This is a genomic window from Pseudomonas flavescens, from assembly GCF_013408425.1.
GTDB classification, from domain to species: Bacteria; Pseudomonadota; Gammaproteobacteria; order Pseudomonadales; family Pseudomonadaceae; genus Aquipseudomonas; species Aquipseudomonas fulva_A.
Genome location: NZ_JACBYV010000001.1, coordinates 5,468,536 through 5,483,019 on the forward strand (window position 1 = coordinate 5,468,536; position 14,484 = coordinate 5,483,019).

11 protein-coding genes are annotated in these 14,484 nt (G+C 61.4%); all 11 read right to left on the reverse strand.

Features of this window, described 5'->3' with window-relative positions; translation table 11 throughout:
• Positions 1-143 precede the first annotated feature (143 nt).
• Positions 144-1,376, reverse strand: coding sequence for a multifunctional CCA addition/repair protein (locus FHR27_RS24440; RefSeq protein ID WP_179539793.1), 1,233 nt, complete (start codon positions 1,374-1,376; stop codon positions 144-146).
• An 86-nt stretch (positions 1,377-1,462) separates the two neighbouring features.
• Positions 1,463-3,034 (reverse strand): SpoVR family protein, encoded by a 1,572-nt coding sequence (locus FHR27_RS24445; protein WP_042556582.1) that lies wholly within the window; start codon positions 3,032-3,034, stop codon positions 1,463-1,465.
• Positions 3,031-4,302 carry a YeaH/YhbH family protein gene (locus tag FHR27_RS24450; protein ID WP_042556583.1) on the reverse strand — a complete coding sequence of 424 codons (1,272 nt, stop codon included), beginning with the start codon at positions 4,300-4,302 and terminating at the stop codon, positions 3,031-3,033. The genes FHR27_RS24445 and FHR27_RS24450 overlap by 4 nt, the downstream gene beginning before the upstream one ends.
• 103 nt (positions 4,303-4,405) lie before the next feature.
• On the reverse strand, positions 4,406-6,328 hold the full coding sequence (locus FHR27_RS24455) for a PrkA family serine protein kinase (protein WP_042556584.1): 1,923 nt from the start codon (positions 6,326-6,328) through the stop codon (positions 4,406-4,408).
• Between the two features lie 417 nt (positions 6,329-6,745).
• Positions 6,746-7,075, reverse strand: a complete 330-nt coding sequence (glpE, locus tag FHR27_RS24460; RefSeq protein ID WP_042556585.1) for a thiosulfate sulfurtransferase GlpE — start codon at positions 7,073-7,075, stop codon at positions 6,746-6,748.
• Positions 7,072-7,896, reverse strand: a complete 825-nt coding sequence (locus FHR27_RS24465; protein ID WP_179539794.1) for a symmetrical bis(5'-nucleosyl)-tetraphosphatase — start codon at positions 7,894-7,896, stop codon at positions 7,072-7,074. The genes glpE and FHR27_RS24465 overlap by 4 nt, the downstream gene beginning before the upstream one ends.
• Positions 7,896-8,276 (reverse strand): Co2+/Mg2+ efflux protein ApaG, encoded by a 381-nt coding sequence (apaG, locus tag FHR27_RS24470; RefSeq protein ID WP_042556587.1) that lies wholly within the window; start codon positions 8,274-8,276, stop codon positions 7,896-7,898. The genes FHR27_RS24465 and apaG overlap by 1 nt, the downstream gene beginning before the upstream one ends.
• 14 nt (positions 8,277-8,290) lie before the next feature.
• On the reverse strand, positions 8,291-9,103 hold the full coding sequence (rsmA, locus tag FHR27_RS24475) for a 16S rRNA (adenine(1518)-N(6)/adenine(1519)-N(6))-dimethyltransferase RsmA (protein ID WP_179539795.1): 813 nt from the start codon (positions 9,101-9,103) through the stop codon (positions 8,291-8,293).
• 91 nt (positions 9,104-9,194) lie between these two features.
• Positions 9,195-10,211, reverse strand: a complete 1,017-nt coding sequence (pdxA, locus tag FHR27_RS24480; RefSeq protein WP_179539796.1) for a 4-hydroxythreonine-4-phosphate dehydrogenase PdxA — start codon at positions 10,209-10,211, stop codon at positions 9,195-9,197.
• Between the two features lie 99 nt (positions 10,212-10,310).
• The gene (locus tag FHR27_RS24485) at positions 10,311-11,600 is read right to left on the reverse strand and encodes a peptidylprolyl isomerase (RefSeq protein WP_042556590.1); all 1,290 of its coding nucleotides are present in this window, start codon (positions 11,598-11,600) and stop codon (positions 10,311-10,313) included.
• On the reverse strand, positions 11,587-14,370 hold the full coding sequence (locus FHR27_RS24490; protein WP_179539798.1) for an LPS-assembly protein LptD: 2,784 nt from the start codon (positions 14,368-14,370) through the stop codon (positions 11,587-11,589). The genes FHR27_RS24485 and FHR27_RS24490 overlap by 14 nt, the downstream gene beginning before the upstream one ends.
• Positions 14,371-14,484 lie beyond the last annotated feature (114 nt).

Here is a 14,484-nt window from a genome sequence, read left to right on the forward strand (position 1 = left end):
AACCTGGCGAAAGCCGCCGTTCATTGTGTGGGGCGCCAATTGGTGGACTGAAGCGGATCGCCGTCCGGCCCACCCGGTTAGATGCGCGGCTGTAGGGTGGGCTTCAGCCCACCAAATCGAAGGTCCGCTTTCGCCTTGAGGTGCTAAGTCTCCCCGCGGATTTGCTTGAAAGCCTTGAGCGCTGCAAGGCGCTCGCGACTGAGGGCGTCGCCCAGTTCGGCGCCCTTGTAACCGCGCTCAAGAAGGGGCTGCACGGCGACGTCACGAACCGCCTGCATGGCGCCCAGCAGGTAGCCGGCTTGCGGGTACTCACGCTGTTCCAGGCCATGACGACCCCGGGCATCCATTTCGCTGGCGGCCACGAAAGCCTCGAAGCGCTGCGGGCGGCGGAACACGTCGAAGCGCTGCATCAGCTCCAGCAGCGTAGAGGCTCGCAGCTCCATGGCGCGGTGGGCGTGGGTGTGGAACTCCCCGACCAGTTCGGCCAACTCCTGGCATTCCCGGGGTACCTTGCAGCGGCTGTTGATCGCCTGGATCAGCGGTATGCCGTGCTGTTCGTGGGCGATATGCCTAGGCCATTCGGCGGGCTCGGTGAGGCCCTTGCCCACGTCGTGCAGCAGGCAGGCCCAGCGGACCGGCAGCGGTTGACCGTGTTCAGCGCACTGGCGCAGCACGGCCAGTACGTGGATGCCGGTGTCTATCTCGGGGTGATGAGCCGGTGGCTGCGGTACGCCGAACAGCGCATCCACCTCGGGTAGCAGGGCTGCCAGGGCTCCGCAGTCGTGCAGTACCTGAATGAAAACGTCAGGTCGTGGCTCCATCAGAGCACGGGAGATCTCTTTCCAACTGCGTTCCGGTGTCAGGGCGTCCAGCTCGCCGGATTCCGCAAGTTGGCGCATCAGCGCCTGGGTCTCGGCGGCCACGCTGAAGCCCAGTGGTGCATAACGGGCTGCGAAGCGCGCTACCCGCAAAACACGCAGTGGGTCCTCGGCGAAAGCCAGCGAGACATGCCGCAGCTGTTTGGCAGCCAGGTCGCGTTGCCCGCCATAGGGGTCGATAAGCCCGCCATCTGGATCCTCGGCGATGGCGTTGATGGTCAGGTCGCGGCGGATCAGATCCTCTTCGAGAGTCACTTCCGGGCTGGCATGGAAGGTGAAGCCGCCGTAGCCGCGGCCACTCTTGCGTTCGGTACGCGCCAGGGCGTATTCCTCGCCTGTTTGCGGGTGCAGGAACACCGGGAAATCCGCGCCAACCGGGCGATAGCCCGCTTCCAGCATGGCCTCGGCAGTAGCGCCGACCACGACCCAGTCGATCTCGGTGACCGGGCGGCCGAGCAGGCGATCTCGTACGGCGCCGCCAACTTTATAGATGAGCATAGGGTTCTCCGTCATCGGCAGAGGATAACCGCTGTGCCGGAGCCTGTCGTTGCGCACGAAGACGCGGGCCCAATCAGGGCCCGCTATCAAAGTGGAGGGATATGCAGATCCAGGCGCGGAAACTCGCCGTTCGCGGCCGTGTCGCTTTTGGGCGGCACGTGCTGGGTGTTGACGATCTGTTCGCCCTGCAGGGTCTGCAGGTGGATATCGAAGCCCCACAGCCGGTGCAGGTGCTTGAGTACTTCCTCGGTGGAGCTGCCCAGCGGTTTGCGGTCGTGCTGGAAGTGACGCAGGGTCAGTGAGCGATCGCCGCGCCGGTCGATGCTCCAGATCTGCACGTTGGGTTCGCGATTGCCCAGGTTGTACTGGGCCGCCAGGGTTTCGCGGATGGTGCGGTAGCCTGGCTCGTCATGGATGGCGGGCACGCTCAACTCGTCCTTCTGGTCATCATCGAGAATGCTGAACAGCTTCAGGTCACGGATTACCTTGGGCGACAGGTACTGCAGGATGAAGCTCTCGTCCTTGAAGCTGGTCATGGCGAATTTCAGTGTGCTCAGCCAGTCGCTGCCGGCAATATCCGGGAACCAGTGACGATCTTCTTCCGTAGGCTCTTCGCAAATGCGGCGGATGTCGCGATACATCGCGAAGCCCAGCGCGTAGGGATTGATGCCGCTGTAATAGGGGCTGTCGAAAGACGGTTGCAGCACCACGCTGGTGTGCGACTGCAAGAACTCCATCATGAAGCCTTCGGTAACCAGGCCTTCGTCGTAGAGGTCGTTCATCAGGGTGTAATGCCAGAAGGTCGCCCAGCCCTCGTTCATGACCTGGGTCTGGCGCTGCGGATAGAAATACTGGGCGATCTTGCGCACGATGCGGATCACTTCGCGCTGCCAGGGCTCCAGCAGCGGGGCGTGCTTTTCCAGGAAATACAGGATGTTTTCCTGGGGCTCCGCGGGAAAGCGCTTGCTGTCGCCGTCACCGGCCTTGCTGGCGCTCTTGGGGATGGTGCGCCACAGATCGTTGATCTGGCGCTGCAGGTGCTCTTCGCGATCCTTCTGGCGACGTCGCTCCTCTTCGGCGGAGATTGGGTAGGGCCGCTTGTAGCGATCCACACCGTAGTTCATCAGCGCATGGCAGGAGTCGATCAGGTCCTCGACCGCGTCGATGCCATGGCGCTCTTCGCACTGGGTGATGTACTGCTTGGCGAACACCAGGTAATCGATGATCGAACTGGCGTCGGTCCAGGTGCGGAACAGGTAGTTGCCCTTGAAGAAGCTGTTGTGACCGTAACAGGCATGGGCGATCACCAGCGCCTGCATGGTGATGGTGTTTTCCTCCATCAGGTAGGCGATGCAGGGGTCGGAGTTGATCACGATTTCGTAAGCCAGCCCCATCTGGCCGCGGCTGTAGGATTTTTCAGTGCTGAGGAACTGCTTGCCGTACGACCAGTGGTGATAACCCAGTGGCATACCTACCGATGCGTAGGCATCCATCATCTGCTCGGCGGTGATCACCTCGATCTGGTTCGGATAGGTGTCCAGCGCATAGCGTTCGGCGAGCCGGCTGATTTCCCGGTCGTAGTCGCGAATCAGCTCGAAGGTCCATTCCGAACCGGTGGACAGGGGCTGGCGTTTCCTGTTGCTGGCGCTGCTGCTCATGTCGAAAGCCTCCGCTGGAACAGTTCGCGGAATACCGGGTAGATATCTCCCGCCGATACCAGTTGCTGTTGGGCGAAGGTCTCGTCGAAGGCTTCGGCGACCCGTTCGTATTCGAACCACAGAGCCTGGTGCTCGCGCGGGGTGATTTCCACGTAGGTGAAGTACTGCACGAAAGGCATGATCTGCTTGATCAGGATGTCTCTGCACACCGGTGAGTCGTCGTTCCAGTTGTCACCGTCGGAAGCCTGGGCGCCGTAGATGTTCCATTCGTTGACCGGGTAACGCTCGGCCATGATCTCCTGCATCATTTTCAGGGCGCTGGATACGATGGTGCCGCCGGTTTCCCGCGAGTAGAAGAACTCTTCCTCGTCCACCTCCTTGGCACTGGTGTGGTGGCGGATGAAGACCACATCGATCTTGTCGTAATTGCGCTTGAGGAACAGGTACAGGAGGATGAAGAAGCGCTTGGCGACATCCTTGGTGGCCTGGGTCATGGAGCCGGACACGTCCATCAGGCAGAACATCACCGCCTTGGAGCTGGGCGTGGGGTGTTTGACCAGCAGGTTGTACTTGAGGTCGAAGGTATCGAGAAACGGCACGCGGTGAATGCGCGCGCTAAGCCGTTCGATTTCAGCTTCAAGAAGCTGAATGTCGCCGAAGTTGTCCGGTTCTTCTCTACGCAGGCGTTCCAGCTCGGCTTTGGTTTCCCGCAGCTTTGCCCGGCTGCTGCCGGATAGTGCGATACGCCGCGCGTGTGCCGAACGCAAGGTGCGGATGATGTTGATCCGCGACGGATTGCCTTCGCTGCTGATCCCGGCGCGTACGGTCTTGAAGGTTTCGGCACCGGTCAGGTGGCGCTTGACCAGATTGGGTAGCTCCAGATCCTCGAACATGAAGTCGAGGAATTCTTCCTGGGTGATCTGGAAGACGAACTCATCCATGCCGTCGCCGGAGTTGCTGGCCTTGCCTGCCCCCTGGCCACCGCCGCCACCCTGCGGCCGCGGGATGCGTTCGCCGGCGATGAAGTCCTTGTTGCCCGGATGCACGACGGTCTGCTTGCCGCCCCGGCCATGGTGCAGCACCGGTTCGTCGATATCGCGCCCTGGAATGCTGATCTGCTCGCCGTGTTCCATATCGGTGATGGAGCGGCGGCTAACCGCCTCTTCCACAGCCTTCTTGATGTGATCACGGTAACGACGGATGAACCGCTGGCGGTTCACCGTGCTCTTGTTCTTGCCATTCAGGCGACGGTCGATCACGTAGCTCATAGGCCCTCCGGGCCAGCTTAAAGCGGCAAGCTACAAGCTGCAGGTCGGCCGTATCTGGCCCGTGCTTTTCTTGCAGCTTGAAGCCTGGCGCTTGTGGCTGCTGTTATTGCGATTTACGTACGCGCAAATACCACTCGGACAGCAGGCGCACCTGCTTCTCGGTGTAACCGCGCTCGACCATTCGTTTGACGAAGTCGTTGTGCTTCTGCTGGTCCTCCTTGCTGGCCTTGGCGTTGAAGCTGATGACGGGCAGCAGGTCTTCGGTGTTGGAGAACATCTTCTTCTCGATCACCACACGCAGCTTCTCGTAGCTCAGCCAGGTCGGATTCTTGCCGTTGTTGTTGGCGCGGGCACGCAGCACGAAATTGACGATTTCGTTGCGGAAATCCTTCGGGTTACTGATGCCGGCGGGCTTCTCGATCTTCTCCAGTTCCTCGTTGAGGGCGACGCGATTGAGGATCTCGCCGGTCTCCGGATCGCGGTATTCCTGGTCCTGAATCCAGAAGTCCGCATACAGCACGTAACGGTCGAAGATGTTCTGGCCATACTCGCTGTAGGACTCGAGATAGGCGGTCTGAATCTCCTTGCCGATGAACTCGATGTAGCGCGGTGCCAGGTATTCCTTGATGAAGCGCAGATAGCGTTCGCGTACTTCGCCGGGAAACTGCTCCTGCTCGATCTGCTGCTCCAGCACGTAGAGCAGATGCACCGGGTTGGCGGCGATCTCATGGGGGTCGAAGTTGAACACCTTGGAGAGAATCTTGAAGGCGAAGCGGGTCGACAGACCATTCATGCCCTCGTCGACGCCAGCGGCATCGCGATACTCCTGAATCGATTTGGCCTTTGGATCGGTGTCCTTGAGGTTTTCGCCGTCGTAGACGCGCATCTTCGAGTAGATGTTGGAGTTGTCCGGCTCCTTGAGGCGCGACAGCGTGGAGAACTGGGCCAGCATCTTCAGCGTATCCGGCGCGCAGTGCGCGTTGGCCAGCGAACTGCTGATCAACAGCTTGTCGTAGATCTTGATCTCGTCGTTGACGCGCAGGCAGTAGGGCACCTTGACGATGTAGATACGGTCGATGAATGCTTCATTGTTCTTGTTGTTGCGGAAGGTATGCCATTCCGATTCGTTGGAGTGGGCCAGCAGAATGCCGTTGTAGGGGATCGCCCCCAGGCCTTCGGTGCTGTTGTAGTTGCCTTCCTGGGTGGCGGTGAGCAGTGGGTGCAGCACCTTGATAGGCGCCTTGAACATCTCGACGAATTCCATCAGGCCCTGGTTGGCCCGGCACAGCGCGCCCGAGTAGCTGTAGGCGTCGGCATCGTTCTGCGGGTATTCCTCGAGCTTGCGGATGTCCACCTTGCCCACCAGGGCGGAAATGTCCTGGTTGTTCTCGTCGCCAGGCTCGGTCTTGGCGATGGCGATCTGGTTGAGGATCGAAGGGTAGAGCTTGACCACCCGGAACTGGCTGATATCGCCGCCGAACTCGGCCAGGCGCTTGCTGGCCCAGGGCGACATGATGCTGCCCAGGTAGCGCCGCTCGATACCGTAATCTTCCTCCAGAATCGCGGCGTCCTCGGCGGCATTGAACAGCCCCAGCGGGGACTCGAAGACCGGCGAGCCCTTGATGGCGTAGAAGGGAACCTTCTCCATCAGTTGCTTGAGCTTTTCAGCCAGCGACGATTTACCGCCACCGACCGGGCCCAGCAAGTAGAGGATCTGTTTCTTCTCTTCCAGGCCCTGAGCGGCGTGCCGGAAGTAGGAAACGATCTGCTCGATGCATTCTTCCATGCCGTGGAAGTCGGCGAAGGCGGGATAGCGACGAATCACCTTGTTGGAAAAGATGCGCGACAACCGCGGGGTATGCGACGTATCGAGCAGCTCCGGTTCGCCGATCGCCATCAGCAACCTTTCGGAGGCGCTGGCGTAGGCGCTGCGATCCTGTTTGCACAGTTCGAGGTACTCCTGCAGCGAGTACTCCTCCTGGCGGGTCGCCTCGAATCGTTGCTGGAAGTGACTGAAAATGCTCATGACTTCACCTCGCTCGATGCTTGGAGTCGGCCGGGATCGGTCGAGCGGGTGCATGCAGGCCCGGCGCTTGCGCAACCGGGATGAATCCCCCGAGCACCCCCGCAGCCAGTCAGAACCTCGTGGTCGGCCTGTCCGTGGCGTGGCAGGTTAGAGGACAGCCGCCGCCGGGTGTTACCCGTGCGGCGTATCGGCTGCCTTCTCCTGCCATGACCATTCGTTGCATGGCCTGACTGTCTGCTGAAGGTGGTTACCGATGGCCCGTTCGGCCGATTGGCCGGCTACCTGAATTGGGATGGCCTGAGGTAAGGATAGTTCGGAATCGGCAGGGTCAAGGCGCAATCGCCGATAGTCGCCCCGTCGCGGCGCCCTTGAGGGGGCCAAGCCCAGTGCTGGCGCGGGCCTGGCGGGAGAATTTTTTTATTCCGGCTGGCTGGACGCGGTTTCCTGCGGGAAGGTGTTGCGCCACAGTTCGAAGCCACCGTCGAGACTGTAGACGTCGGAGAAGCCTTGACCAACCAGGTACGCAGCTGCGCTCTGGCTCGAGTTGCCGTGGTAGCAGGCGACGATCACCGGCCCGTCGAGATCGGCCTTGGCAATGAAGTCAGGCAGCGAGTAGTTGTCCAGGTGCTGTGACCCGCTGATATGCCCGGCAGCGAAGCTCTGCGGGTCACGGATGTCGACCACCACCGCGCCATTCTCACGCAGGGCGTGGGCCTGTTCCGGGGGGATGCGTTTGAACTCGCTCATGCTGTTTCCTCATTGCAGTCGCAGCGATGATACTCGCCGCTGTCGATATTCATCAGGGTCAGGCTGCCGCCCCACACGCAGCCCGAATCCAGGGCGAACACCCCAGGCTCATCGCAATGCCCTTCCAGGGAGGCCCAGTGGCCGAAAACGATCTTCTGGCCACGGGTCTTGCGCTGCTTGTGGCTGAACCAGGGCAAGTAGCCGGCGGGTGCGGTGCCCAAGCCTTCCTTGCTTTTCAGGTCCAGGGTGCCGTCCGCCTTGCAGAAGCGCATGCGGGTGAAATAGTTGGTGATCACCCGCAGTCGCGCCACACCCTGCAGTTCCTTGTTCCAGCGCGCAGGCTCGTTGCCGTACATGCCATCGAGGAACATCGGGTAGAGGGCGTCATCGGCCAGCGCGCCCTCGACTTCAGCCGCACGCCTGAGCGCCTTGGCCATGTTCCATTGCGGGGGAATGCCTGCGTGCACCAGGGCCATGTCACGCTGCTCATCGTAATGCAGCAGTTTTTGCCTGCGCAGCCAGTCGAGCAGCTCGTCGCGATCCTCCGCCTCGAGGATTTCCCGCAGAGTGTCGCCGCGCTTCAAGCGTTCGATGTTGCGCGAGGCAGCCAGCAGGTGCAGGTCATGATTGCCCAGCACGCAGACCAGTGCGTGGCGCATGCGATACAGGAAACGCAGCGTTTCCAGCGACTCGGGGCCGCGGTTGATCAGGTCGCCGACCAGCCACAGGCGATCATGCTCGGGATTGAACGCGACGCGCTGCAGCAGGCATTGCAGCGGTTTGAGGCAGCCCTGCAGATCACCAACGGCATAGGTCGCCATCAGTGCAGGGCACCAGGTACGGCAAGACGGAAGGGCGCGATGGGCGCGTCGAAGCGTTTGCCGTCATCGGCGATCATCTGGTAACTGCCCTGCATGGTGCCAACCTGAGTCGCCATCAGCGTGCCGCTGCTGTAGCTGTGGCTGGTGCCTGGCTCGATCAACGGTTGCTCGCCAATCACCCCGGCGCCACGCACCTCCTGGACCTGACCGTTGCCATCGGTGATCAGCCAGTGGCGCGACAGCAATTGCGCGGGCAGGCTGCCCGTGTTGGCGATGGTCACGTCGTAGGCGAACGCGAAGCGGTTCTGCTGCGGCTGCGACTGCTCCGGCAGGTAGCGGGTGACGATACTGACGTCTATCTGGTAACGAGGGTCGGACATGGGCACTCGGCAAGTCAGGTGAGCGAAGGGGCGGGTTGTTCCGCCAACTGATCGGCCAGGCGCACGAAGGCGGCCAGATCCAACTGTTCCGGGCGCAAGCTGCCGTCGACGCCAGCCGCCTCGATTTCGCTGGCTGGGAGCAGGGCCTTGAGGGTGTTGCGCAGGGTTTTGCGACGCTGGTTGAAAGCTTCGCGCACCACCCGCTCGAGCAGATGATGGTCCTTGGCCGGGTGCGGCAGCTGCTTGTGCGGCGTGAGCCGGACGATGGCCGAGTCCACCTTGGGGGGCGGGTTGAAGGCGCCGGGGCCGACGTTGAACAGATGTTCAACCTGACAATGGTACTGGACCATGATCGACAGGCGACCCCAATCGCCGCCACCAGGGCCGGCAGCCAGGCGCTCGACCACTTCCTTCTGCAGCATGAAGTGCATGTCGCGGATCAGGTGGGCGTTGGCAAGCAGGTGAAAAATCAGTGGTGTGGAGATGTTGTAGGGCAGGTTGCCGACCACGCGCAGGCTGCCAGGCTCGGCCTGCAGGCGGGCGAAGTCGAATTTGAGGGCATCGCCCTGATTCAGGCGAAAACGCGGTTCATTGCCGAACTTCGCTTCCAGAATGGGGATCAGGTCGAGATCCAGCTCGATCACGTCGAGCCTGGCGCCACTGTTCAGCAGCCCCTCGGTCAGTGCGCCCTGGCCCGGGCCGATCTCCAGCAGGTGTTCGCTGTCACGGGCATGGATGGCGCGCAGGATGCGATGGATCACGCCGGCATCGTGAAGGAAGTTCTGGCCAAAGCGTTTGCGCGCACGGTGTTGGTAAGGCTCGGACATCGAAGAGCAGCTCCAAGCTTCAAGCTGCAAGCCATAAGCGACAGCAGAAAGCGGTAAGGCGAAAACGCTCAGTTTAGCAGGGAAAGGGCTTCTACTTGTGGCTTGTCGCTTGCAGCTTGCGGCTGCCCTGGGCCATTTCATAGGCAGTTTCCAGAGCGACCTGCAGGCTGCCGCAGTCGATCCGGCCGCTGCCGGCCAGATCCAGAGCGGTGCCGTGATCGACCGAAGTGCGAACGATCGGCAGGCCCAGGGTCACGTTCACGGCAGCCCCGAAGCCTTTGTACTTGAGTACCGGCAGCCCCTGATCGTGGTACATGGCCAGCACCGCGTCGCAGTGTTCCAGGTGTTTTGGAGTGAACAAGGTATCGGCCGGCAGTGGGCCGATCAGGTCGATGCCCTCGCCACGCAAGCGCTGCAGTGCCGGTTCGATGATGTCGATTTCCTCGCGACCAAGGTGGCCGCCTTCTCCAGCGTGAGGGTTGAGACCGCAGACCAGAATACGGGGTGCGGCAATGCCGAACTTGTCGCGCAGGTCGGCATGCAGAATGCGTGTCACGCGTTGCAGGCGCTCTTCGGTGATCGCGTCAGCCACCTCCTTGAGCGGCAGGTGGGTGGTCACCAGGGCAACGCGCAGGCCATGGGTTGCCAGCATCATCACCACCTGCTCGGTATGCGTCAGGTCGGCGAGAAATTCGGTGTGGCCGGAAAAAGCGATGCCAGCATCGTTGATGATGCCCTTGTGTACCGGCGCGGTTATCAGCCCTGCGAAATCGCCGTCCAGGCAACCCTGGCCCGCGCGCGTAAGGGTCTGCAGTACGTAGGCCGCATTGGCCTTGTCCAGTTTGCCGGTTGTTACCGGCTGCCCCAGAGGTGTATCCCATACATACAGGCTGCCAGCTGGGGCCGGCTGCTGCGGCCAGTTGCCGGGGGCGGTTTCGATCAGGCTGATGGTCAGCCCTAGCTCCACCGCGCGCGCCTTCAGCAATGCGCTGCTGGCGATGCAGATCAGCGCATGGGCCTGGCGTTGGGTGGCGAGCAGCAGGCATAGATCCGGGCCAATGCCGGCGGGTTCTCCGGGGGTGAGGGCGAAGCGCAGGCAGTTGGTCATGATCGGCTCTCGAGGGCAGGGCATTGGCGATTCTAGCGCAGGCGCCAATGAAAAAGCCCGGCACTGGGCCGGGCTCTTCGGTGCAGCATCAACGCGTATTTACAGCTTGATCTCCACATAGGCTTCGTCGCGGATCTGGCGCAGCCAGGTCTGCAGCTCTTCCTCGTACTTGCGGTTGCGCAGCAGGTTCAGCGCCTGCTGTTCGCGCATCTGCTCGCTACTGTCAGTGGCGCGACGGCCCATGACCTGCAGCACGTGCCAGCCGAACTGGCTCTTGAAAGGCTTGGAAACTTCACCGCTGGCGGTATTGTTCATCACTTCGCGGAACTCGGGGACCAGCGCGTTGGGGTCGATCCAGTTCAGGCTACCGCCATTGAGGGCCGAGCCCGGGTCTTCGGAAAAGCTTTTCGCCAGTTCGGCGAAGTCTTCGCCGGACTGGATGCGCTGGTAGAGGCGCTCCGCCAGAACCTGAGCTTCGGCCTCGCTGCGAATTTCGCTGGGCTTGATCAGGATATGGCGTACGTTCACTTCGTCACGGACGGTCGCTGCTTCGCCACCACGCTTCTCCAGTACCTTGAGCAGGATGAAGCCGCCTGGCGTACGGATCGGTTCGCTCACGTCACCGACGCTCATGGCGCCCAGCATGCTGTCGAACGGCGGTGGCAGTTGAGCGGCTTTACGCCAGCCCATCTCGCCGCCGTCCAGCGCCGTTTCACTGGCCGAGTTGGCGATGGCCAACTGGCCGAAGTCGGCGCCCTGACGTGCTTGCTGGTAGATGTCCTGAGCACGCCGTTCGGCGGTCTGCAGGGCATCGGAGGAGGCATCTTCCTGCACCGGAATGACGATGTTGGCCAGGCGGAACTCTTCCGAAAGCTGCATCTTGCCCAGATCGGAGGCCAGGAAGTTCTTCACTTCCTGATCGGTCACCTGGATGCGTTCGGCCACTCGACGCTGACGCACGCGGCTGATGACCATCTCGCGGGAGACCTGATCACGGGCTTCGTTGAACGACAGGCCGTCCTGAGCCAGTGCAGCACGGAACTGCTCGACGCTCATGCCGTTGCGCTGGGCAATGGTGGTGATGGCCTGGTTGAGTTCTTCGTCGCTGATGCGAATGCCGGAGCGCTCGCCCATCTGCAACTGAATGTTCTCGATGATCAGACGATCCAGCACCTGCTGGGTCAGCACATTGGCCGGTGGCACCTCGGTGCCGCGTTTGGCGATGGTCTGTTGAACCTCGCGGACACGGGCGTCGAGCTGGGTCTGCATGATCACGTCGTTATCGACGATCGCCACCACGCGGTTGAGGGGCTGTACATCGGCGTGTGCCGCGGTACCCAGAAACAGCGCGCCCAACAGCAGCGGGCGCACGCACTCAGAAAGCTTCATCTTCACGTTTACGATAACCTTGAATGCCTTGGTCGAGGAATGTCTCAACGTTGCTACCCGTCACGCCGCCCAGGCCTTTGAGGACGATTTGCAGGAAGATGCCGTTATCCGGCTCGTCGTTGCGCGAGGGGTTGAGGCTGACCTCGTCGTAGTCGATCCAGTAGCGGTTGATGACGCGCAGCTTCCAGCAGCAGCTGTCGTACTCGAAGCCACCGAAGGCTTCCAGGGTACGGTTGCGACCGTAGTCGTACTGCCAGCGGGAAATGACGCTCCACTGCGGACCGAGAGGCCAGATGACGGAGAAGTCATGCTGGCTGATCTTGTAATAGTCCTTGATGAAGTTCGGGTTAGCCGAGCCATCCGCAAGAGTTTCAGTGCCATAGTCACTGCCGAAGCCCCAACGACCGGTGCTCTGGTCATAGTTGAGGGTGTCATTGCGATAGCGATACCCGACGTTGACGATCTTGCGTGGGTTATCCGCTGGCTGGTAGTGGAACATGGCGCTACCCGAACGAGTGCGATGCGCATCCGGATCCCAGTTGAAGTCCGAGGTGAAGCGCCAGTCCTGGTTGTAGCGATACATGTATTCCAGCGCGTAAGGGGAGACCGAAGACTGCGCCTCATCACGGGTGCGGTAATCGATGCCCGGCATCTGCACCTGGCGGTCTTCGAAGTAGAAGGCCTGGCCGATGCTGAAGCGCTGACGCTCGAAACCGTTAGATTCGATCCAGCGGCTGGTTACGCCGAGGGAGATCTTGTTTTCGTCGCCGATGCGATCCTTGCCGCTGAAACGGTTTTCGCGCCACAGCGATGCGTAGTTGAAACTGCTCTCGCCAGTGTCGAATACAGGAATATCGGTCTGGTCTTCCTCAGGCACATAGAGATAGAACAGGCGCGGCTCGAGGGTCTGGCGAGCTTCGCGACCGAACAGTGAGGTCTGGCGGTCGAAATACAGGCCGCTGTCGACGCTGAACATGCCAACGCCACGATTCTGGCTGCTGCTGTACTGCTCATCGGCCAGGAGCGTGTCCTTGCCGCGCTGATCGATATCCAGGTCATAGTTGGTCTGGAGGTACTTGATCTGAGGCTTGATGAAGCCCCAGCTCCAGTCCAGAGGCAGGCTGACTGCTGGCTCTACGTGCATACGGGTGCCGTTGGAGCGTGCTAGACCTTGGATATTTACGTCATTCCAGGGGCCTTCGGAGTTCCCATTTTGGTCGATGTAGTTGCCGCTACGCAGATCGCGATCGAAGCGTACCAGCTCGGTCCCGTAGGTGAAGTTCAGGCCACCCGGCTCGAATGGCAGCTTGCCGTCCAGGGTGATCTGAGGCAAGCGATCGTACGGGGTCACATCGGTGATGGTGGCCAGCTCGTAGGCGTGAGCATTCAGGCGTGCTGTGTAGCTGTCACCACGCCAGGTCAGCGTGCCACGCTGGTTCACGTAGGTGGACGTTTCGATGCCCAGATCCGTGTTCAGATCCTGGAAGTAGTAAGGGTCGCTGATATCGGTGTAGTCGACCTCGGCCAGCAGGCGGTCATTCAAACCTTGCCTGTGCTGCCAGCTGTACATCCAGCGCTGATCCTTGTAACCCGACTGCAGCTTGCGGTCGTCATTGCTGTCGTCCAGATAGCCTGCACCGACCTGACCTTCGCTGTTGCGGGTCAGGTAACGGAACTCGCCTTCGAGCAGCAGGCCACGATCGGCCATGTAAGTCGGGTACAGGGTGGCGTCGAAGTTCGGCGCCAGGTTGAAGTAGTACGGTGTCTGCAGGGTCAGGCCATTGCTACTGGAACTGCCGAAGCTCGGAGGCAGGAAGCCGGACTGGCGACGGTCATCGATCGGGAAGTAGATGTACGGTGTGTAGAACACCGGAAAATCCTTGACCCGCAGGGTGACGTTGGTCGCGGTACCGAAACCGGTTGCCGGGTTCAGGGTGATGTTGTTACCCGTCAGGTGCCAGGCGTTGCTGCCAGGTTCGCAACTGGTGTAAGTACCATCCTTGAGGCGGATGATCGCGGTTTCTTCGCGCTTGGCGTAGGCCGCGCTGCCGCGTACATGAGCGGCGTGCATCACGTACTCGGCGTTGTCGATCCGTGCTTCACCGTTGTCCAGTTGCAGCTCGGCACGATCACCGACGACCAGGGCGCCCTTGTCGCGCAGACGCACATTGCCGACCAGTTCACCGCGGTTTTCCGCCTGGTGCAGGTTGGCTTCGTCAGCCTCGACCTGCATGCCTGCCTGGCGCACGACCACATCACCGGCGAGGGTGGCGACCTGCTCTTCCTGCTGATAGCGGGAGGCGCGAGCCGAAACGAACATCGGCGCTTCGCTCATCGGCGTGGTGTCGTTCATGCCCGGCCGGCTCGGCTCGATGTAAGAGCCAGAGCAGGATGGGCCGATCTCGGCCAGCTGCGCGCTGGTCAGCTGCTCGCGCGGTACCCAGTCCAGGTGGCTGTAATCGGCACTGCGCGATGCCAGCGCCCGGCCACCACTTTCGGTGACTTGCGTTGGTGCGGCCTTGGTCCCAGGCTTGGCAGTGGCCGCCGCCGTCGTGCCGGCACTCACCGCATTGGTGCTGTGCGTCGGCCGAGTCGGCAGATTGGCCGTGCTGGTTTTCGGCGCACAGGCCCAACCGCCAGCAGGCGAAGCCTGGCAATCGAACTGTTCGGCAGCAGTGGCGAATGGGCTGGCGAAGGGTTGCAGGGCCAGCAGGCCGCCCGTTACCAGAAGCGGGAATTTCTTACGAAAAGCGGGGTATTTTACTGCCATCTTGTTTTCCGGGCTTCCTGTGCGCTTTTGGCCCAGGGGCCGCACGCCTCTCGATGGGCTGAAAAAGATGCTGGATAATAAAGCATGACCCGCGCAACGGCTAGCGCCGTCGGA

Excerpts from the sequence above, each read along its gene's own strand:
- FHR27_RS24440 (WP_179539793.1), bottom strand. The coding sequence starts at position 1,376 with ATGCTCATCTATAAAGTTGGCGGCGCCGTACGAGATCGCCTGCTCGGC.
- pdxA (WP_179539796.1), bottom strand. The coding sequence starts at position 10,211 with ATGACCAACTGCCTGCGCTTCGCCCTCACCCCCGGAGAACCCGCCGGC.
- apaG (WP_042556587.1), bottom strand. The coding sequence starts at position 8,276 with ATGTCCGACCCTCGTTACCAGATAGACGTCAGTATCGTCACCCGCTAC.
- FHR27_RS24490 (WP_179539798.1), bottom strand. The coding sequence starts at position 14,370 with ATGGCAGTAAAATACCCCGCTTTTCGTAAGAAATTCCCGCTTCTGGTA.
- rsmA (WP_179539795.1), bottom strand. The coding sequence starts at position 9,103 with ATGTCCGAGCCTTACCAACACCGTGCGCGCAAACGCTTTGGCCAGAAC.
- FHR27_RS24450 (WP_042556583.1), bottom strand. The coding sequence starts at position 4,302 with ATGAGCTACGTGATCGACCGTCGCCTGAATGGCAAGAACAAGAGCACG.
- FHR27_RS24445 (WP_042556582.1), bottom strand. The coding sequence starts at position 3,034 with ATGAGCAGCAGCGCCAGCAACAGGAAACGCCAGCCCCTGTCCACCGGT.
- FHR27_RS24485 (WP_042556590.1), bottom strand. The coding sequence starts at position 11,600 with ATGAAGCTTTCTGAGTGCGTGCGCCCGCTGCTGTTGGGCGCGCTGTTT.
- glpE (WP_042556585.1), bottom strand. The coding sequence starts at position 7,075 with ATGAGCGAGTTCAAACGCATCCCCCCGGAACAGGCCCACGCCCTGCGT.
- FHR27_RS24465 (WP_179539794.1), bottom strand. The coding sequence starts at position 7,896 with ATGGCGACCTATGCCGTTGGTGATCTGCAGGGCTGCCTCAAACCGCTG.
- FHR27_RS24455 (WP_042556584.1), bottom strand. The coding sequence starts at position 6,328 with ATGAGCATTTTCAGTCACTTCCAGCAACGATTCGAGGCGACCCGCCAG.